The 23,772-nt window shown below is 49.9% G+C and carries 1 protein-coding gene; it reads left to right on the plus strand.

Features of this window, described 5'->3' with window-relative positions:
• Positions 1-33 precede the first annotated feature (33 nt).
• Entirely contained in the window at positions 34-23,760 is a 23,727-nt protein-coding gene (locus tag JOE49_RS06240) for a non-ribosomal peptide synthase/polyketide synthase (protein ID WP_209940746.1), read from the plus strand.
• Positions 23,761-23,772: the final 12 nt, after the last annotated feature.

A 23,772-nucleotide genomic window follows, 5' to 3' on the forward strand; every position in this document is an offset into this window, starting at 1 on the left:
GGATATTCACATCATGGAATAGGAGTGAATGAGATGAATGACATGCAGTTATATGATTTAACAAATGCGCAGAAGCGTATATGGTATACCGAATTACTCTACCCAGATACGTCAGTGTCACAGCTTTCCGGTACAGCTAAGATGAAGGGGCATATCAATATTGCTGCCTTTATGCAGTCCATTAATTTGATTATCAAACAGTATGATGCGTTCCGCATCCGTATTACCTCAGTGGATGGAGTGCCTCAGCAGTACGTCGTTCCTTATGAAGAGAGACAGCTGGAGTGCCTGGATCTTAGCCACTATGAAAGTGTATCTGAGGTGGAAGCCTTACTTGAGCAACACAAAAGCAAACCTTTGCCCCTGCTGGATTCTGAGCTCTTCCAGTTTTTAATTGTGAAGATTAGCGAGGAAGAGTATTGGATTAATATCAAGATGCACCATATTATTTCTGACGGAATATCAATGGTGGTCTATGGCAATCAGCTGACAACATTTTACATGGAGTTAATTCAAGGAAATGAACCGAAGCTGGGCGACGATTGCTCGTATATTCAATATATTGCAGATGAGAATGCATACGAACTTTCTGACAGATACCAAAAGGATAAGGCTTACTGGCTGGATAAATTTTCTGATTTGCCTGAGCTTACGGGTTGGAAGTCATATAATCCGTTATCTTTAAGCACCCACGCCGTTCGGGAGCATTTTACCGTACCAGAAGTGCTATATCACGAGCTGCAAGCATTTTGCCAACAGAACAGGATTTCTTTGTTCCAGTTCTTCATGGGTGCGATGTATATCTACATACACAAAATGACGAATCAGCCGGATGTGGTGATTGGCACTTCGTTCGCTAACCGGGGGAACAAAAAAGAGAAGCAAAAGATAGGTATGTTTGTCAGCACCGCTGCTGCCAGAACATACGTCAAAAAGGATATGGATGTGTTGAGCTTCCTGCAGGATGTAGCCAGAGATCAGATGTCAGTCCTGCGGCATCAGAAGTATCCGTACAATCAGTTAATTCAGGATCTTAGAGAAATGCATGGTAACAAGGATATTCAGCGGCTTTTTGGCGTTTCAATGGAATATCGTCTTATCAATTGGGTTGATTTGGATGATGTGCGCATTTTGACGGATTATGATTTCTGCGGGGACGAAGTGAACGATTTCGTGCTTCATATCGTGGAGATCCTGGATGAAGGCGAACTGGTACTGGATGTCGATTATCGGACGGAGCTGTTTGAACGCAGTGAAGTTAAGGACATGGTTTCCCAGTTGCTTACGATCGCCGAGCAGATCATTCATTCACCTCAGCTTTCTATCGCAGAGGTAAACTTATTGGGTGAACCAGAAGAGCAATCCATTTTGGCTCTTTCGGAAGGCGCTGCAGTCGATTATCCACGTGAGAAGACCATCCATGGCTTATTCGAGGAACAAGCCGAGCGCACGCCAGATCACGTAGCCGTTCAGATGGACGAACAGAGCATTACATACCTAGCTCTAAACGAGCAGGCTAACCAGCTTGCGAGATATTTGCGCTCCGAGGGAGTAGTTGCAGATACGCTCGTAGGGATTATGGCTGACCGTTCCTTGGAGATGGTCATTGGGATGTTGGCCATTTTGAAAGCAGGTGGTGCCTATGTACCGATTGACCCCGATTATCCCGAGGAACGTATCCATTATATGCTGGAGGATTCAGGGGTCCGTCTGTTGCTCACCCAAAGTCATCTATGGGAGAGCACCACTTTTGACGGAAAGCTTGTGAGTTTGGACGAAGCTACAACGTATACAGGAGATGCTTCCAATCTGGAGAGTATTTCGGGACCAAGCCATCTAGCCTATGTTATCTACACGTCGGGTACGACCGGCAAGCCGAAGGGCACGCTGATTGAACACAAAAATGTGGTTCGACTGCTCTTTAACGATAAAAATCTATTTGATTTCAGCTCTCAGGATACGTGGACGCTATTCCATTCGTTCTGCTTCGATTTCTCCGTTTGGGAGATGTACGGAGCGCTTCTTTACGGAGGGAAATTGGTGATTGTTCCATCTCTCACAGCCAAGAGCCCAGCAGCTTTCCTGGAGTTGTTGAAAGGCAACCAAGTCACCATTTTAAATCAGACGCCAACGTATTTTTATCAGGTGCTACAGGAAGAGTTAACGCACTCTTCGACAGAGCTTGGCCTTAGAAAAATCATTTTTGGTGGAGAGGCCTTAAGTCCATCTCTTCTGAGAAACTGGCGGGTCAAGTATCCTGATGTGCAGCTGATTAATATGTACGGAATTACGGAAACAACAGTCCATGTCACCTACAAGGAAATCACGGAACATGAGATTGAAGCGGGGAAAAGCAATATTGGCAGAACGATCCCCACACTTAGCGCTTATATTCTCGATGAGCAAAGACGGCTGCAGCCTGTTGGGGTTCCGGGAGAGCTATACATTGCAGGGGACGGTCTTGCCCGTGGGTATTTGAATCGGCCGGATTTGACGTCTGAGAAATTCGTTGAGCATCCGTATCGGGCGGGAGAGCGGCTGTACCGAACTGGGGATCTTGCTCGTTGGTTGCCTGATGGCAATATTGAATATTTGGGACGGATCGACCATCAGGTCAAAATTCGCGGCTACCGAATTGAGCTTGGCGAGGTAGAAGCCCAAATTCTCAAGGCTCCGAACGTACGAGAAACGATTGTCCTCGCACGGGATGACGAACAGGGCCAAAAATTGCTGTGCGCCTACTATGTAGCCTCCAGTGATCTTTCGCCGGGGGAATTGCGGTCTCAGCTGGCAGCGGAACTCCCCGCTTACATGATTCCTTCTTATTTTGTCCGGCTGGAGCAAATGCCGCTTACGCCAAATGGCAAACTGGATCGCCGTGCGTTGCCGGCTCCTGAAAGCAGCGTACAATCCGGCGAGGCTTATTTGGCTCCGAGAACTGCTGTGGAAGCTCAGATGGTACTCATCTGGCAAGATATCTTGGGAGTTGCCCGCGTCGGTGTCAGAGATAATTTCTTTGAAATTGGTGGTCACTCTTTGCGGGCAACAGTGCTCGTTTCACGGATTCACAAAGAATTGGGATGTAGCATTTCGCTGCGTGAGGTGTTTCAGTCACCTACGGTCGAATCCTTGGCGCAACTTGTGAAAAAACACATTCCGACCCTGTACGAATCCATCCCACAGGCAACGGAAAGCGAAGCTTACCCAGTGTCCTCAGCGCAAAAGCGGTTATACGTGCTGAGACAGATGGATGGGGGAGAGCTTAGCTACAATATGCCAGGGGCCTTCACAGTGGATGGACCGTTGGATCGCACGCGGCTGGAGTCCGCGTTCCAGGCACTGATCCAGCGTCATGAATCCCTAAGAACCGGCTTTTATATGCAGGATGGAGAGCTTGTTCAGCGTGTGCATAGGAATGTGCCGTTCGCGTTGAACTATACAGAGGCTTCGGTGGAGGAGACGGATACGCTCATTCACAACTTTATTCGTGCCTTTGATCTGAGCCAGGCTCCATTACTGCGTGTTAGCTTGGTGAAGCTCCAGGAGGAGCGTCATCTGTTGCTGTTTGATATGCATCACATCATTTCAGATGGGGTTTCTATTCAAATATTGATACAGGAACTTACTCATTTGTATCAAGGAGAACAGCTACCAGAACTGCACATCCAATACAAGGATTATGCCGTATGGCAACGAGAACAGTCAGAGAACCAATGGCAAGATCTTGAGAAATATTGGCTGCAATCCTTTGAAGGAGAGTTGCCGGTATTGGATTTGCCTACAGACTTCCAACGACCTTCGGTTCGGAGCTTCGAGGGTAGCCGAATTGATTTTACATTGGATGAGTCTGGAAATAAGGCGATACAAGAGCTTGCATCCCGTACAGGTACTACACTGTATATGGTATTGCTGGCCGCTTATTCGGTACTACTGCACAAATATACAGGACAGGAGGACATCGTCGTAGGTTCTCCAGTAGCCGGAAGACCGCAGGCTGAGCTTGAGGGCATCATCGGAATGTTTGTCAACACACTGGCCTTGCGCAGCTACCCGGCAGGAGATAAAACCTTTCAGGATTATCTTCTGGAAATCAAGGAAACGGCGCTCAAGGCGTTTGAGCATCAGGATTACCCTTTTGAAAAATTGGTCGAAAAGCTGGGCGTAGGACGTGATGTCAGCCGCAATCCGCTCTTTGACACCTTATTGGTATTACAAAATACCGAGCAGGAAGAGCAGGATATGGACGGAGTGCACTTTACTCCTTACTTGATGGACACCGTCACAGCCAAGTTTGACCTGTCCCTCAATGTAGAGGAGAAGGGATCAAAATTAGCCTTTGGCCTCGAGTATAGTACGGCTTTATATCGGCGTGAAAGTGTAGAGCGACTTGCAACGCACTTGCTCCGGGTTCTGCACGCAGTCTCGGCCAATCCTCAGTTGCAACTGGCCGAGATTGAAATGATCACACCGGAGGAGAAAGTACAGATCGTTGAAGTATTTAATGCGACATCGGCTCCTTATCCAAGGGACAAGACCATTCATGAGCTGTTCGCAGAACAAGTCAAGCGTACACCAGAGCAGACGGCGCTTGTATTCGGCGATGTCCAGCTAACGTACCTTGAATTGGAAGACAAGGCGAGCCGACTGGCCCAAACACTGCGTCGTTTGGGAACGTTGAGGGAGCAGCCTGTGGCCGTGATGGGCGGACGAAGCATTGAGATGGTCATTGGTATGCTCGCGGTGCTTCAGGCAGGTGGAGCCTATGTGCCGATTGATCCTGATTACCCGGAAGATCGGGTACGTTATATGCTTGATGATTCCGACGCCAAGCTATTATTGGTGCAAAAGGGCGAGCTTATAAGTGTAGACTACGGTATACCAATTGTCGATCTTAGCAGTGAAGAGGCTTATGCTGCTGAGCCTGCCCAGCCGGAGACGGCTCAGGGATCGCAGGGGCTTGCTTATGTCATCTATACATCGGGTACGACGGGTAGACCGAAGGGCGTTATGGTTGAACACCGGAACGTGGTCCGTCTGGTCAAAGAGACCAACTATGTGGAGCTGAATGAATCCACACGAATTTTGCAAACAGGAGCCGTGGCCTTTGATGCTTCTACATTTGAGATATGGGGAGCGTTGCTTAACGGTGGGCAGCTCTATTTCGTAGAGAATGACGACATTCTGATTGCTGATAGGCTCAAAGCGGCTATTGCCAAGTACGGGATTACAACATTGTGGCTTACTTCACCCCTTTTCAATCAGCTTTCCCTGCAGGATGAGTACCTGTTCAGAGGGCTAAAAGCATTGTTAGTCGGCGGTGACGTACTGTCTCTATCTCATATGAATCGTGTAATCGAGGCTAATCCTGATCTTGTCCCTATCAATTGCTATGGTCCGACAGAGAATACGACCTTCTCCACCACCTACAAGATTCCAGGTCGTGCCGAAGGGGGTGTGCCGATTGGTCGCCCAATTAGTAATTCGACCGCTTATGTGGTCAATGGATCGCTGCAATTACAGCCTATTGGTGCTTGGGGTGAACTCATTGTCGGCGGTGAAGGTGTAGCACGCGGATATCTCAATCGTCCTGATCTCACAGCAGAGAAATTTGTTCCTAGTCCTGTTAAGGACGGAGAACCCTGCTACCGAACTGGGGATTTGGTACGCTGGCTTCCAGATGGGAATTTGGAGTTTAAAGGAAGAATTGATGAGCAGGTCAAAATACGTGGTTACCGCATCGAACTCCCTGAAATCGAGGCCCAACTGGCCAAGGTGGAGTCGGTAATCGACGCCGTAGTGGTCGTTCGCGCGGATGAGCTTGGAGAGAAGCAGCTTTGCGCTTATTATGTGGCGGATCGTACGCTCACGGCAGGCGAAGTACGTCTTTCCCTATCGCAGGTACTTCCGGGCTATATGATTCCATCCTACTTTATCCAGATGGACCGTATACCATTAACGTCAAACGGAAAAGTGGACCGCAGGTCTCTGCCGGCTCCTCAAGTAGGCGCGCATACAGGACGGAAGTATACAGCTCCTCGTACACCGGCTGAAGAAGCTTTGGCATCTGTCTGGCAAGGGGTACTGGGTGCCGAACAGGTGGGTATCCATGACAATTTCTTTGAATTGGGTGGAGACTCCATAAAAGCTATTCAGGTGTCGTCACGGTTACTGCAGGCCGGCTATCGGTTAGAGATGAAACAGCTGTTCAAATCGCCAACCATTGCCGAGCTAGGCGCTGAAATACAAACGGCTGTGCATATGGCTGAACAGGGAGTTGTGCGTGGAACGACTCGCTTGACTCCAGTCCAACAGTGGTTCTTTGGACGGAAGCAGGCAGAGCCTCATCACTTCAATCAAGCGGTTATGCTGTATCGTGAACAGGGATTTGAGGAAAAGGCCTTGCATCAGGTGCTAAGAAAACTCGCTGAGCATCATGACGTCCTTCGCATGGTTTTCCGTCAGACAGAGCATGGCTACGAAGCTTGGAATCGTGATCTTGAAGAAGGAGAGCTTTATAGCCTGTTCACCGCTGATTTACGGAATGAATCCGATCCGGCTGCAGCCATTACATCGCTGTCGGATGACATTCAGCGCAGTATCAATCTGGCAGAAGGTCCGCTGCTGAAGTTAGGACTTTTCCATTGTCAGGATGGAGACCATCTTCTGATCGTGATCCACCATTTGGTGGTGGACGGAGTATCCTGGCGGATTTTGTTCGAGGATATTGCAGCAGGCTATGAGCAGGTGATTCAAGGACAAGCGCTGACATTCCCGCAGAAGACGGATTCCTTCCGTGACTGGGGAGACGCCCTTGCTCGTTATTCGGAAGGTCCTGAAATGGAGACTCATCGGGCGTATTGGAGGGAGCTGGAGAATCAGCCACTCGAACAGTTGCCGAAGGATGAGGCTGTGGAAAGCCTTCTTTTACAGGATAGCAAAGTAATAACAGCACAATGGACTATAGAAGAAACCGACCAATTGTTGAGAAAAGCCCATCGTGCTTATCAAACAGAGACGAATGATCTGCTATTGACTGCTCTGGGCATGGCGGTATCCAAATGGTCTGGCATCGGAAAGGTTGCTGTGAATCTGGAAGGACACGGTCGTGAGCCGATTATACCGAATATCGACATCACCCGTACCGTAGGCTGGTTTACAAGTCAATACCCGGTGATTTTAGACTTGGGGGATGACCCAGAAGTGGCCTCCTTGATCAAGTCTGTGAAAGAAGGGCTGCGCCGAATTCCGAACAAAGGTATTGGCTACGGGTTGCTTAAAACGATGGCAAGTCAGTTGGATGAAGACAGCTTCAGCTTGCAGCCTGAGATTTCTTTTAACTATTTGGGGCAATTTGATCAGGATTTGCAAGGCAGCTCGTTGCAGATTTCTCCTTATCCGACCGGAAGCGCCCAAAGCTTGTTGGAGGAACCAGCCTATACGCTAGATATCAATGGCATGGTGACGGACGGAGCCCTGACTCTGACGATTACTTATAACGGAAAACAGTATAAGTTATCTACGATGGAACAGCTCGCTGGATATATTGAAGAAAGCCTGCGAGAGCTTCTCCAGCATTGCGTAACCCAAGAGAAAACCGTATTGACACCAAGCGACGTGCTTGCGAAGGGTCTAAGCATTGCCGATCTGGAGGAGCTTTCTAAGCAGACCAGCCACATAGGCGATATTGAGAATGTATATAGTCTGACGCCGATGCAGAAGGGCATGCTGTTCCATGATATGTTTGAGCCGCATACAGGTGCTTATTTTGAGCAGGCTGCCTTTGACTTTAAGGGTAGCTTTGATCCGACTGCATTCGGACACAGTCTGGATGCCGTGGTGGAGCGTCATGCCATCCTGCGCACGAACTTTTACAGCGGATGGGGCAGCGAGCCTTTGCAGGTTGTATTTCGACACAGAGGCGCTAAATTGGTGTACGAAGACCTGCGTGAGATGAATGCATCGCAGCGCGAAGCTTACCTGAAGACATTTGGTGCTAAGGACAAAGCACAGGGCTTCAACCTAGCTGAAGACGAGCTTCTCCGTGTATCCATTTTACAAACAGATGAAGAGAGCTTCCGCCTCTTATGGAGCTTTCACCACATCGTCATGGATGGCTGGTGTGTTCCGTTAATTACGCAGGAGGTATTTGAACACTATTTTGCCCTCCTGGAAGGAAGAGAGCCGCAGCTGGCAGAGGTCCATCCGTACAGTCGATATATCGAATGGCTGGAACAGCAGGATGAAGCAGTTGCGTCCAACTATTGGAGCCGATATCTGGCCGGTTACGAGCAGCAGACGCTTTTACCTCAAGTCGGTGGAGCAAGTAAGGGAGAAGGCTATGTAGCAGAAAAGCTGAATTATCCTCTCAGCAGGGAATTGACTGAGCGCCTTGAAAAGGTGGCTAGGGATGCTCATGTCACGATGAATATATTGCTGCAGTCCCTCTGGGGCATTGCGCTTCAACGCTATAACGGTAGCCGGGATGTCGTGTACGGAAGTGTAGTATCAGGCCGACCAGCAGAAATTCCGGGCATTGACCGGATGATCGGTTTGTTCATCAATACGATTCCCGTTCGTGTGAAGACAGAGGAGAATCTCCCCTTCACCGTTCTGATGAAGCAGCAGCAGGAACAATATATGGCTTCTCATATGTATGACACCTACCCGTTGTTTGAGATTCAGGCTCAGACGGATCAGAAGCAGGATCTAATCTCCCATATTATGGTGTTTGAGAACTATCCTGTGGAGGAGGAGGTAGAGCGTCTGGGTGGTGGCGAGGCTGCCTTTGAGATTGAGGAAGCGGAGCTTCTTGAGCAAACGAATTATGATTTTAATTTAATTGTCCTCCCTGGCGAAGAGATGAGATTGCTGTTCCAGTACAATGCACTTGTTTATGACCAAGTGACAATTGGGCAAATCAAGGGCCATCTGGTTCACCTTATGGAACAAATTGTAGAGAACCCTGCTATTTCCGTGGATGCACTAGAATTAGTCACGCCGCAGGAGAGAGAACAGATTCTGAACGTATGGGGAAATACAAAAGGCATTTACGAGCACTGTAACACGTTCCACGGGCTGTTGGAGGAACAGGCGGGACGAACGCCGGATGCGACTGCCATTTGGTTCGAGGACGAGAGTTTGACCTATGCCGAGCTCAATGCAAAAGCCAATGGACTGGCGAGAAGGCTCCGTACTCAGGGAATCAAGACGGGAGATCTGGTGGGACTGATTGCTGAACGGTCGCTCGAAATGATCGTTGGGATCTACGGCATTATGAAAGCCGGGGGTGCCTATGTTCCAATCGATCCAGAGTATCCGAAAGAACGAATCAGTTACATGCTTGAAGATTCCGGGGCGAAGCTGATCCTTACACAGGCCCATCTCTTGGAGCATCTCGGATGGACGGAAAATGTTTTGCTGCTGGATGAATCATCGACCTATGATGCCGACACCTCGAATTTGGAGGATACTGCTGGCCCGGATGATCTGGCTTACGTGATCTATACTTCAGGTACGACCGGTCATCCTAAGGGCGTATTAGTCGAGCATCGGGGACTACCAAATCTTTCGGACGTATATGGGGCACACTTTGAAGTTACACCGCAGGATCGGATCGTTCAGTTTGCAAGCCTGTCGTTTGATGCATCGGTTTCGGAAATTTTAACGGCGCTGAGCCATGGGGGTGTTCTGTGCATCCCTTCTACACAAGATATTTTAGATCATGCCCTGTTCGAGCAGTTCATGAACGATAAGGGGATTACGGTAGCGACTTTGCCACCCGCTTACGCTATCCACCTTGATCCAGAGCGTTTGCCAACACTGCGGTGCCTGCTAACCGCTGGATCGGCCGCATCGGTCGAGTTGATCGAAGAGTGGAGGAAGCATGTACGTTACTCTAATGGCTATGGCCCAACGGAGGACTCCGTATGCACCACAATCTGGTCTGTCCCGGACAGTGAGGAAGCAACGGATATTGTATCTATTGGACGTCCTATTGCTAACCATAGTGTGTACATCTTGGATGACCATTTTAGATTGCAACCTGTCGGTGTAGCTGGAGAGCTATGCATTTCGAGTATCGGATTAGCACGGGGGTATCATAACCGGCCTGAGTTAATGGATGAGAAGTTCGTGGACAATCCGTTTGCTCCAGGAGAGCGTATGTATCGGACGGGTGACCTGGTTCGCTGGTTACCGAATGGAACCATCGAGTACTTAGGCCGAATAGATCACCAAGTCAAAATCCGCGGCTACCGTATCGAGCTAGGCGAGGTAGAAGCACAAATGCTCAGAGTGCCGTCCGTTCAGGAAGTCGTAGCCATGGCTGTAGAGGGCGATGACGGCTACAAAGATCTAGTCGCTTATTTCGTAGCTGCTCAGAAACTTGAGGTATCCGAGCTTCGGGCCGTCCTGTCGGAGATATTACCTGGATATATGATCCCTTCCCGCTTCATACAACTGGAGGATATGCCTCTGACGTCGAACGGAAAAATCGATCGAAAAGCGCTGCAGGGCGAGCGTGGATGGGCAGCGGCTTCATCTGAGGCTCCAAGGACACCTGTGGAAATTCAATTAGCCGAAATCTGGCAAGAGGTGCTGGGTGTAGAGAGCGCGGGAGTGAAGGATAATTTCTTCCATTTTGGAGGTCATTCACTGCGTGCAGCCCTGCTAGTCTCACGAATTCGCAAGGAAATGAATCGCGAGATTAGTCTGAGAGCAGTGTTCGAGTCTCCTACTATTGAAGGATTGGCTCGTGCCATTGAGGGCTATACACCGCTGAATTTCGAAGAAATTCCTACAGCGGGAGCGAGAGAGCATTATCCATTGTCCTCGGCCCAAAAACGACTGTTTATTCTAAGTCAGCTGGAAGGTGGAGAGCTGAGCTACAATATGCCGGGTATCCTTACCGTTGAGGGAGCTTTGGATCGGGAACGGCTAGAGCAGGCATTCCGTCGTCTAATTCATCGTCATGGTTCGCTGCGTACTCGTTTTGTGACCGTGAACGGTGAACCTGTACAGCAGCTCCTGACGGATGTTCCGTTTACTGTGGAATATGCGGAGTTGAGCGAGGAAGAGGCAGGAGCTACCCTTCAGCAGTTTGTCCGTCCTTTTGATTTAGGTGTAGCTCCATTGCTGCGGGTCGGCCTTATTCGAATTGCACATGAGCGCCATTTACTATTGTTTGACATGCATCATATTGTCTCAGATGGGGTTTCTATGAATATTCTCATAGAAGAGTTTCTCCGCTTCTACCAAGAGGAGGACGTATTCCCTGAACTACAGATCCAGTACACAGACTATGCTGTATGGCAGCAAGAGCAGCTCGGAAGCGAGCGTCTTAAGGCCCAGGAAGCTTACTGGCTGGATGCTTTCCGCGGAAGCTTGCCAGTGCTGGATTTGCCAGGGGATGAAGTTCGTCCTGCGGTGCGAAGCTTTGCGGGCGATCGAATCGACTTCCAAATTGATTCTTCTCTGAGTGCTTCGCTTCAGGAGCTGGCTACCCGAACGGGTTCCACTCTGTTCATGGTACTGCTGGCAGCCTATACAGCGCTCTTGCACAAGTACACAGGTCAGGAAGATGTCATTGTCGGTTCACCTGTGGCAGGAAGATCCCATGCGACACTCGAAGGCCTCATCGGTATGTTCGTCGGCACAGTGGCACTTCGTACTTATCCAGAAGGAGAAAAGCCTTTCGAGGCTTATCTGCAGGAAGTGAAGGAAACAGCGCTGCGGGCCTATGAAAACCAGGATTACCCGTTCGAGGAGCTGGTAGAAAAGCTGGAGCTTCAGCGTGATTTGAGCCGTAACCCGCTATTTGATACCATGTTTGTCCTGCAAAATATTGAGCAGGGAGAACAAGAAATAGAAGGATTGCGCTTCACTCCTTACGATAATGTACATCCGGCTGCCAAGTTCGATCTCACGCTGACCGTGAGTGAAGCAGACGGGGTATTGAACTGCACGCTTGAGTACGCGACTGCGATCTACAAGCAAGAGACTGCCCAGCGGATGGCAGGCCACTTTGTACAGCTTATTCGGGAAGCCGTCTCCAATCCGGGAATGCCGTTGTCATCCCTTGATATCGTGACACCTCAGGAAAAATCAAGGCTGATGAAAGCGCCGGACGAAGCCAAGGCAGATTATCCTCGTGACAAGACGATCCATGCGCTGTTCGAGGAACAGGCTGCACGTACTCCGAATGCGGTGGCAGTCGTATGTGAAAATGCAGCCCTGTCCTACAGCGAGCTGAACGAGCGGGCCAATGGACTTGCCAGAACGCTGAGGGAACGTGGTTTGCAACCAGACGGTTTGGCTGGAATCATGGCGGATCGTTCTCTTGAAATGGTGGTTGGAATTTTAGCCATCTTGAAGGCAGGCGGGGCCTATGTCCCTGTAGACCCTGAATATCCAGAGGACCGCATTCGCTTTATGCTTGAGGATTCGGGAGCCAAGCTACTGCTGACACAAGCGCATCTGGAGCAACGTGTCTCCTTCGCTGGGGACATCGTAAGTCTGGATAAAACGGCTTCCTATAAGGAAGATGTCTCAAACCTGCAGCCTGCAGCCGGACCGGAGCATCTTGCCTACGTCATCTACACATCGGGCACGACAGGCAAGCCAAAGGGAACACTGATCGAGCATAAAAATGTAGTTCGCTTGCTCTTTAATGATAAAAATATGTTTGATTTTGGTCCTCAGGATACGTGGACACTGTTCCATTCATTCTGTTTTGACTTCTCTGTATGGGAAATGTACGGAGCATTGCTGAACGGAGGACGGTTGGTCATCGTTCCATCGCTTACAGCGAAGAGTCCAGATCGTTTCTTGCAATTGCTTAAGGATCAGAAGGTCACCGTTTTGAACCAGACACCGACGTACTTCTATCAGTTGCTACAGGAAGAGCTCGGTCATCAGGCGGTAGAACTGAGCCTCCGTATGATTATCTTCGGTGGAGAGGCATTAGCCCCGGCCCTGCTCAAGGACTGGAGAACGAAGTATCCGCAAGTGCAGCTCATTAACATGTACGGCATTACCGAAACGACCGTGCATGTAACATACAAGGAAATTACAGAGTTGGAAATTGAACAGGGCCGCAGCAATATCGGCACCACGATTCCGACGCTGCGGGCGTACATTTTGGATGAACAACGTCGTCCACAGCCGATTGGCATTCCGGGTGAACTCTATGTGGCGGGCGTAGGCCTGGCGCGAGGTTATCTGAACCGACCGGAATTGACGGAAGAGAAGTTTGTCGCTCATCCGTTTGAAGCGGGCGAGCGTATGTACCGCTCGGGTGACTTGGCACGCTGGTTGCCGGATGGCAGCATGGAGTATTTGGGACGGATTGACCATCAGGTAAAAATCCGTGGTTACCGTATCGAGCTGGGCGAAGTGGAAGCGAAGCTGCTCCATGCTCCGTCTGTAAGGGAGGCCGTTGTGCTCGCCCGGGAGGATGGAAGTGGACAAAAAGTGCTTGTCGGCTATTTCACTGCCGATCAGATGCTGACGGTAGGCGAGTTGAGAAAAGCCTTGGCTGCCGAACTGCCGACTTATATGATTCCATCTTACTTTATGCAATTGGAACAGATGCCTTTGACACCCAATGGCAAGCTGGATCGCAAAGCGCTTCCGGCTCCAGAGGCCAATGTGCAGACGGGGGCGGTTTATGAAGCGCCGAGAAACGCAGCTGAGGAAGCTTTGGCTTCCGTATGGCAAGGTGTGCTGGGAGCGCAGCAGGTTGGCATCCATGATCATTTCTTCGATCTGGGTGGTGACTCCATCAAGGCGATCCAAGTGTCCTCGAGATTGTTCCAAGCTGGATATAAATTAGAGATGAAGGATCTCTTCAAATATCCGACAATTGCCGAGCTAAGCCCGTATCTTCAGGCAGCTGGACGTATAGCGGAACAGGGCGAAATTAAAGGTGCAGCAGAGTTAATGCCAATTCAGCGTTGGTTCTTTGAACGCCATACAGCGGAGCCGCACCATTATAATCATGCCGTCATGCTCTATCGGAAAGACGGCTTTGATGAGGCTGCACTCCGGTTGACAATGGACCAAATTGCGATCCATCATGACGCGCTGCGCATGGTTTTCCGGCCTACAGAAGCTGGATACGCAGCTTGGAATCGGGGAACGGACGAAGGCGAGCTCTACACATTGGACATTGCCGATATGCGGCAGGCGGAAGACCAGACAGCTGCGGTTCAGGCCCAAGCCGATGCCATTCAGGCAAGCTTTGACTTGGAAGGTGGCCCACTGTTCAAGCTAGGCCTGTTCCATTGTGACGATGGCGATCATTTGTTGATTGTCATTCATCACCTCTTGGTTGACGGCGTATCTTGGCGCATCCTGTTTGAGGACATTGCAGCGGGGTACGAGCAGGCATGGAATGGACAAGCAATCGTCCTTCCACAAAAGACCGATTCGTATCTTGTATGGTCTGAGCAAGCGACGAAGTATGCAGCAGGGCCTGCTCTGGACAAGGAGCGTGCATACTGGCAGCTGATTGAGGAGGCGATTTTGGCCCCACTGCCGAAGGATGAGGATCAGAAGCCGGGCACCATTCGGGATACTGAATCGGTTACGGTAACGTGGTCTGCGCAGGAAACTGACCTGCTGTTGCGACAAGCGAACCGGGCATATCATACGGAGACGAATGACTTGCTCTTGACTGCTCTGGGGGCAGCCATTCAGCGCTGGACAGGCATGGAGCAGATTTTGGTCAATCTTGAAGGACATGGACGGGAAATGATCGTACCAGACCTGGATATTACCCGTACCGTGGGTTGGTTCACAACCCAGTATCCAGTTCTGCTGAACCTGCAAGGCAGACAGGAAGTATCTGCGCGAATCAAGCGCATCAAGGAGAATTTGCGAGAGGTTCCGCATAAAGGAATCGGCTACGGTCTTCTGAAGTATATGGCACCGGAGAAAAGTGTCGGATTCGGCGTGGAGCCGGAAATTTCCTTCAATTATCTTGGGCAGTTTGATCAGGATTTGGAGGGTAATGCCCTAAGCCTATCCACACATTCAGTTGGTAAAGCGCTCAGCGATCTCACACCACAGCAATATGCTCTGGATGTGAATGGCATGATTGCCGAAGGCCAGCTATCACTGACGATTACGTACAGCAGCAGGCAGTATCGTAAGGAGACGGTGAGTCATTTTGCTGAATTATTACAGTCAAGCCTTAGTGAGGTCATCCGTCATTGTGTGGCTCAGGAGCGTTCACAGCTTACACCAAGTGATGTTCTGTTCCAAGGATTAACATTGGAGCAGCTTGATCGACTCACGGCGCAGACGGCTCACATCGGAGAGATTGAGGATGTGTACAAGCTGACGCCAATGCAGAAGGGAATGCTGTTTCACAGCCTACTGGAGCCGGGCTCCTCTTCATACTTCGAACAGGCAACGTTTGAGCTGCGTGGCAGCTTCGATGTAGATACCTTCTTCGAGAGCTTCCAGGCTCTGGTGCAACGACATGCCATACTACGTACCGGCTTTTACAACAACATTGCTGATGTACCGCTGCAAGTTGTCTTTAAGCAACGGTTAATCCCTCTGCACTACGTAGATTTGCGCGACGAATCTATGCAGGAACAAGAAGCCCGAATCAAGACTTACACGGCTGAAGATATGGTTAAGGGGTTTAGCCTGTCAGAAGATCCGCTGATGCGGGTGACCGTCTTGCAGAAGGATCAAAGCTGTCTTGTATTGTGGAGCTTCCACCATATTGTCATGGATGGCTGGTGTATCCCGATCATTACACAGGAGCTGTTCGATTATTATTCTGCCAAGAAACAGCAAGTACAGCCTGTCCTACCGCCAGCTCAGCCCTATAGCCGTTATATCGAGTGGCTTGATGCACAGGATGATCAAGAAGCTTCAACGTATTGGAGCCAATATCTTGAAGATTATGACGGGAACACCGTATTGCCGGAAGGTAAAACGAAATCTCAAGCCAAAGAGGCGGGCTATGTTCTGAATGAGCATGTTCTCCATCTGGGTGCATCCTTGACCGGTAAAATGGATGTTGTCGCGAAGCGCAATCACGTGACTGTCAACACACTCATGCAGACAGCTTGGGGACTGATTCTTCAACGTTATAATGCCAGCTCGGATGTCGTTTTCGGCGGCGTTGTGTCGGGTAGACCCGCTGAGATTGCAGGGATCGAAAATATGGTGGGTCTGTTCATTAATACAGTACCTATCCGTGTACAGTCATCCAAAGACGAAGCCTTTGTCGAAGTGATGAAACGTACACAGGCACAGTCATTGGCTGGTCGTGCCTACGACACCTATCCACTGTATGAGATTCAGGGGAAAACAACCCAAAAGCAGGACCTGATTTCTCATATTATGATCTTTGAAAATTACCCGCTCGACGAGCAGGTGGAGCAATCGGGTAATCAAACGGAGGACAATCTCGAAGTTGCCAACTTCACCATGTTTGAACAAACCAACTATGACTTTAATCTGGTTGTAATTCCAGGCGAAGACATCAAGGTCTGCATTCGCTATAATGCTTCGGTTTACGAGCAAGAAAGCATTGCACGAATCGGAGGACACTTGTTGCAGATGCTCGATCAGGTGGCTGCTCGTCCGCAGGCGACGATACAGGAACTGGAGATTGTAACATCTGAGGAACGGATGAACCTGCTTGACTGGGGCGGCAAGGCCCATACCTATCCAAGTGATCAGGGTCTGCATACCTTGTTTGAAGAACAGGTTGTCCGTACGCCGGATAAGATTGCGGCAGTAAACGGCGACATCCAGATCACGTATCGGGAGCTGAACGAGCAGGCGAACAGACTAGCTTCCACCTTGATAGACCAAGGACTACGGAGTGAACAAGTGGTAGGTCTGTTGGCAGATCGGTCTGTAGAGCTGCTTGTCGCCATCATGGGTGTACTCAAAGCGGGTGGAGCCTATGTACCTATTGATCCTGAATATCCGCAGGAGCGGATTCAGTATATTCTGAAGGATTCTGGCGCTGAAATTCTGCTCACACAGAGCCACCTGACGGAGTTGGCCTCTTTTGAGGGAACGGTTATGGAATTGGATTCCCCGCACATCTACGGAACCGAGGTGGATAATCCCAATATTCCTGTTGGAGGAAACGATCTGGTGTACTTAATCTATACCTCGGGTACAACCGGAAATCCGAAGGGAACCATGATTAACCACAAAGGGATCGTGAACTACATCTGGTGGGCCAATAAGGTCTATTGTGCTGGGAAACCAACGGATTTCCCGTTGTATTCATCCATTTCGTTTGACTTGACGATGACATCAATGTTTACTCCGTTAATAAACGGAGGAATAGTACGGATTTATGATGGTATAGATAAGGCAGAGGTCGTTCAGCATATTTTGCGCGAAAATGCGGTCGATATTCTCAAGCTGACGCCGACGCATCTCAGTCTCATAAAAGACATGACCATTCCAGCGGAAAGTCGCATTCAACAGCTCATTGTGGGTGGAGAGAATTTGACCACACATTTGTCCAAAACGATTACCGATCTCTTTGGTGGCAACATCAAAATCTACAATGAATACGGTCCGACCGAAACCGTCGTCGGCTGCATGATTCACCTGTACGATCCTGCGAAGGATACACGGGAATCCGTACCGATTGGGTTGCCGTCCGACAACATATACATTCATATCCTGGATGAACAGCTTCGTCTCGTACCGTTAGGTGTGGAGGGCGAAATGTACATTGCCGGGGACGGAGTAGCCCGTGGATATCTGAACCGTCCTGAGCTTACCGCAGATAAATTCATTAGAAATCCGTTCGCTTCGGAAGGAAATATGTATCGCACCGGGGATTTGGCTCGTCGCCTTCCTAATGGAGATATTGAGTACATTGGACGCATTGACCATCAAGTTAAAATACGGGGCTATCGTATTGAGCTTGGTGAGATTGAGGCCAAGCTGCTGGACATTCCACTTGTCGAGGAAGCTCTCGTTGTTGCGTGGGCAGATGCTCATGGGCAGAAATCGCTGTGTGCTTACTTAGTAGCTGATCGCGAAATGTCTGTCAGCGAGCTGAGAGACGAACTGTCTGCCGGACTGCCTGCATATATGATTCCGTCTTACTTCGTCCAACTGGAGGTGATGCCTCTGACACCGAATGGTAAGCTGGATCGCAAGGCACTGCCTGAACCGAACTCGGGTATAAAGGCGGGAGCAGACTTTACCGCTCCGCGGACGGATGTGGAGAACATTTTGGCTTCAATCTGGCAAGGTGTACTCGGCGTGCCGCTTGTCGGCATTCATGATAATTTCTTTGAGCTTGGAGGTGACTCGATCAAATCCATTCAAGTATCCTCAAGGCTTCTTCAAGCAGGCTATAAGCTTGAAATGAAGGATTTGTTCGGTTATCCGACAATTGCAGAGTTGGCGCAGCGCGTTAGTGTGGTCAGCCGAATTGCGGATCAAAGCGAGGTACACGGAGCGGTAAGACTGGGACCTGCCCAGCACAGATTCTTCCATGAACAGTCAATGGATCTGCATCACTTTAATCAGTCGGTCATGTTGTACCGACGGGATGGCTTCAATACCGATGCGCTCGCCGAGGTTGTTCGGAAAATTGCAGAGCATCATGATGCTTTACGACTGGTGTTCCGCCAAGGAGAGCAGGGGTTGGAGGCCTGGAACCGGAGCGTGGGTGAGGGTGAACTCTATAGCCTCCAAATCCACGACCTGCGGGCTGAAACAGACCCGGCTTCAGCAATAGAAGCAGGTGCGGAAGCCATTCAGCGCAGCATCTCTCTGGAGGATGGACCTCTCTTTAGACTGGGTCTGTTCCGCTGTGTGGAAGGCGAACATCTGTTGATCGTTATTCATCATCTGGCTGTGGATGGCGTATCCTGGCGTATTCTCTTTGAGGACCTGCAGGAAGGCTACGAGCAGGCAGTACGTGGAGAAGCGGTCAAGCTTCCACAGAAGACAGATTCGTACCGTGCATGGGTTGAGGGAATCACACAATTTGCGAACAGTCTGGCGGCTGAACAAGAACGCAGCTATTGGGCAGAGGTAGAGGGAGATGGCTTTGTCCCTCTTCCCAAAGACAAGGTAGACGGCGCTCTTCTCATCAAAGACAGTGAGGCTGTCACGGTGAGATGGTCACCAGAAGAGACAGAGCAGTTCCTGAAAGAAGCGAACCGCACTTACAATACGGAGGTCAACGATCTGCTCCTGACGGCTCTGGGTATGGCTGTTCACGAGTGGACGGGAATCGAACGTGTAGGCATCCTTCTGGAGGGACATGGACGGGAGCCTGTTGTGCCGGAACTGGATATTACTCGTACAATAGGCTGGTTTACAAGTCAATACCCTGTCGCCCTTGAGATGGGAGGGGAATTGGAGATCGGCGCCAGAATCAAGCACGTCAAGGAAGGCTTGCGTCGTATCCCGAACAAAGGTGTCGGATATGGTATTTTGAAATATTTAAGCGGCGGTTCCGATGTCTCCTCCTTCTCGGCTGAACCTGAGATTACCTTCAACTACTTGGGACAGTTCGACCAGGATCTTGCAGGAGGGACGATGGAAGTATCGCCTTACTCAGTAGGACCTGAGGTCAGTGAGCAGATGGTGCAGCATCAGACATTGAACATTAATGGACTGATTGCCGAAGGACAGCTTCAACTTTCGGTCAGCTATAACCGTCATCAGTTCCACGGGGAGTCTGTGGCTAAGTTTGTTGGCATTCTGAAGAACCGTCTCAGCGAAGTTATTGGACATTGCGTAAGTAAGAAAAGAACAGAACTTACACCAAGCGATGTACTCCTCAAAGATATCAGCTTGGAAAAGATTGAGGAGTTAGAAGAGCAGACACGGCATATCGGCAGTATTGAAAATATGTATAAACTGACGCCGATGCAAAAAGGAATGTTGTTCCACAGCTTGCTGGAGCCTCATTCGGAAGTCTACTTTGAGCAGGCCAAGTTTGAAATTCAGGGAGCATTCTATCCTGAGGATTTCAAACGCAGCTTAAAATATCTGATGAAACGGCATGCCATATTGAGAACCAATTTCCATGCCGGGTGGGGCGATTTCCCTATTCAGATTGTGTTCAAAGAAAGAGCGTGTGACTTCGTATACGAGGATCTGCACGAGCTGGAAGCCGATGAAATTCAAGCGCGTCTTGCAGCTTATACTGCTCAGGACAAAGCAAGAGGCTTTAATCTTGCTGAAGAAGCATTGCTGCGTGTTGCTATTCTACGTACAGCAGAAGAGGCTTACCATTTGCTGTGGAGCTCTCATCACATCATTTTGGATGGCTGGTGTATGCCGCTTGTGCTCCAGGAAGTGTTTGAGACGTATGGGGTTCTGCGTGAGCAAAGGGAACCTGAGCTTCCTGCAGCTGTATCGTACAGCCAGTATATTCAATGGTTGGAGAAGCAAGGCGAGGAAGAGGCATCCTCTTACTGGAGAGGGTACCTGGAAGGCTACGAGCAGCAGACGAAGCTGCCACAAGCCATCACACAGCCATCGGCAAAAGCAGAAGCCTACGTGTCGGAGAAGCTGGTATTCACGTTGGATGCGGAACTGACCGATCGCCTGGAACAGGTGGCCAAACAGCATCAGGTGACGATGAATACGCTGATGCAAGCAGCCTGGGGAATCGTGCTGCAGCGCTACAATAGAAGCCAGGATATCGTCTTCGGAAGTGTGGTATCGGGAAGACCTGCCGAGATTCCGGGTATCGAAAGCATGATCGGTCTCTTCATTAATACAGTTCCGGTTCGGGTACAGGCCGAGGGAAGCGATTCGTTCTCCCATGTGATGAAAAGACAGCAGGAATTATATTTGGCAGGACATGCTTATGATTCCTATCCGCTCTATGAGATTCAAGCACAGAGCGAACAAAAGCAAGATTTGATTTCTCATATTATGGTGTTCGAAAATTACCCAGTAGAAGAGCATTTGGAAGAGAAAATTGCCAGTGAAGAGGCTGAATACAAAATTACGGATGTTCAGATGTTTGAACAGACGAATTATGATTTTAACCTCATTGTGCTGCCGGGTCGTAATCTGGAGTTCTTGTACCGTTACAATGCCCGCGTCTATGATCGGGAGAGCGTGGAACGAATTCAAGGACACTTGACGAGAATTCTGACAAGCGTTGCTGTTCAACCTGCTATCCGTATTGATGAGCTGGAGCTGATCACGCCAGAAGAGAAATCGCAGATTATAGAGGTGTGGGGCGATACAGCAGCTCCTTATCCGCGTGAGCAGACCCTTCACGGTATATTTGAGGAAAAAGCAGCACTCACACCGGATTGTACAGCACTTATTTACGGTGAAACGGAGCTTACCTATGGAGAACTTCATCAGCAGGCGAACCGCCTTGCACGTACGCTGCGTGCCCAAGGGGTCAGACCGGACCAACCAGTCGGCATCATGGTCGAGCGTTCGCTTGAGATGATCATTGGCATTCATGCCATTCTAAAAGCTGGCGGGGCCTATGTACCGATTGATCCGGAGTTCCCAGAAGATCGTATTCGCCACATGCTGGAGGATTCGGGAGCGAAGCTTCTGCTGACGAAGAACCATCTCAAAGATCGTTTTCCGTTCACTGGCACGATCCTGGCACTTGATGATCCGCAGGCGTATCATGCGGATAGCTCGAATCTGGAGCCAATTGCGGGGCCGGAGCATCTGGCGTATATCATTTACACGTCAGGTTCAACCGGCAAGCCGAAAGGGGTAATGATTGAACATCGCGCTGCCGTCCATACGCTGAGTCAGTTGGAAGCTGAATATCCGATGTTGGCAGGCGACCGTTTCCTGCTCAAAACGACATTTACCTTTGACTTCTCCGTGCCGGAGCTGTTCTGCTGGTTCTTTGGAGAGGGGACTCTCGTGATCCTGCCACAAGGCGTGGACAAAGACCCGATGGCACTGCTAGGGGCCGTGGATACGAACCGTATCACGCATCTCAATTTGGTGCCGTCGATGCTCAGTGTGCTCGTTCAATACTTGAAAGAAAGCGGCACCCAAGGATTCCTTACTCTGAAATACCTGTTTGCCTGCGGCGAGACGCTGCCTGCCAAACTTGTGGAAGAGTATTATAAAGTATCTCCTTACGCAGTACTGGAAAACATCTACGGTCCTACGGAAGCAGCCGTATATGCGACTCGGTATACAACGAACCTTGAAACTGCGGCCCTAATGCATGTGCCGATCGGCAAACCGTACGCTAACGTCCAAGTATGGATGATGGACAGCGCTTCTCAGGTATCACCTGTGGGGGTACCGGGAGAACTCTGCATTGCGGGCGAAGGGGTAGCGCGGGGGTATTTCAACCAGCCGGACCTGACGGCAGAGAAGTTCATTCCTCACCCGTACAAACCGGGAGCGCGAATTTACCGAACGGGCGATTTGGCCCGATGGCTGCCAGACGGGAATATTGAGTATTTGGGGCGGATCGATCACCAGGTAAAAATCCGCGGTTACCGCATTGAACTGGGAGAAGTGGAGGCACAAATTCTGAAGGTGCCATCGGTGCAGGAAGCGGTTGTTCTAGCACTGGCTGACTCCACCGGAAGTACTCAACTTTGTGCATACTTTGTGGCCGAAGAGGGGCTTGCAGCGGGCGTACTACGCGAGGCACTGGCCAGCGAGCTGCCAAGCTACATGATTCCGACTGCTTTCGTACAGTTGGCACAAATGCCGCTGAATCCGAATGGCAAATTGGATCGCAAAGCGCTACCGGCACCGGAAACACTTCTGCGGAGCACAGCGGAGTATATCGCGCCGCGTACGCAGACAGAAGTAGAGCTCGCTCAGATTTGGTCCGAAGTGCTCGGCGTACAGGAAATCGGGATCAGGGATCATTTCTTCGAACTTGGGGGCCATTCCCTGAAAGTATTGGGCTTGATCCAAAGGATCTCGTCCGGTATGGGCGTCCAGCTCCCACTCCAAGTCGTGTTTAATCTGCCGACTGTGGAAGAAATGGCGCATGAAATTTCCAAGCTGCAGGCAACAACTGCTGCTAATGAAGAGGAAATGGAAATTATCCGCTTCCCAGGGAAAGGAACGCTCAAAGTGTTTTGCTTCCCTCCACGGGTAGGCCACTCTCTGGGGTACTATGAGATGGCCAAGGAGCTGGAAGGGCTTTGCGAGGTGTACGGGATGGAATTTATCGGCGATCGTTTCCAGGGTCAAGATATGCTGGATCGATACATCGATGCCATCGTGGATATTCAAGCAGAGGGCCCATATGTATTCCTGGGATACTCACTTGGAGGAAATCTCGCCTTCGAGGTAGCGAAAGCCATGGAAAGCCGAGGTCACCATGTTAGCGACCTTATTATGGTAGATGCTATGAGAAAGATGTCCAAGGATGAATCGACACCGGAGGAGCTTGAAGAGATTGTCGAGATGGTACTGGACAGCATTAGGGACCAGTACAAAGCATTCCTCGCCGATCCAGTGGACAGGGAGCGAGTCATGGACAAAATGTTGGTTTACTCCGTCTACCGCGATGAGCTTATTAACTCAGGTGAAGTTCATGCGAATATCCATGCTCTAATTGCAGAGGATGATAGTATTGGTCCGGATACATCATTAGATAAATTGTTATGGCAACAGGCGACACTTGGCCAATACAAAGAATACGAAGTCATCGGAACGCATGATGTGCTGCTTGATTCCGGTTTTATTGGGGAAAATGCTAAAGTACTGAGACAGATACTTGGCAAGGTCACAGAGGCCTCATCTAAAAACAAGCCCATTTTGTCCTAAGCTCAATCAAGC

The organism is Paenibacillus sp. PvR133, from assembly GCF_017833155.1.
Classification (GTDB): Bacteria; Bacillota; Bacilli; order Paenibacillales; family Paenibacillaceae; genus Paenibacillus; species Paenibacillus polymyxa_B.

Coding starts and splice junctions, on each gene's coding strand:
- JOE49_RS06240 (WP_209940746.1), top strand. CDS start 34: ATGAATGACATGCAGTTATATGATTTAACAAATGCGCAGAAGCGTATA.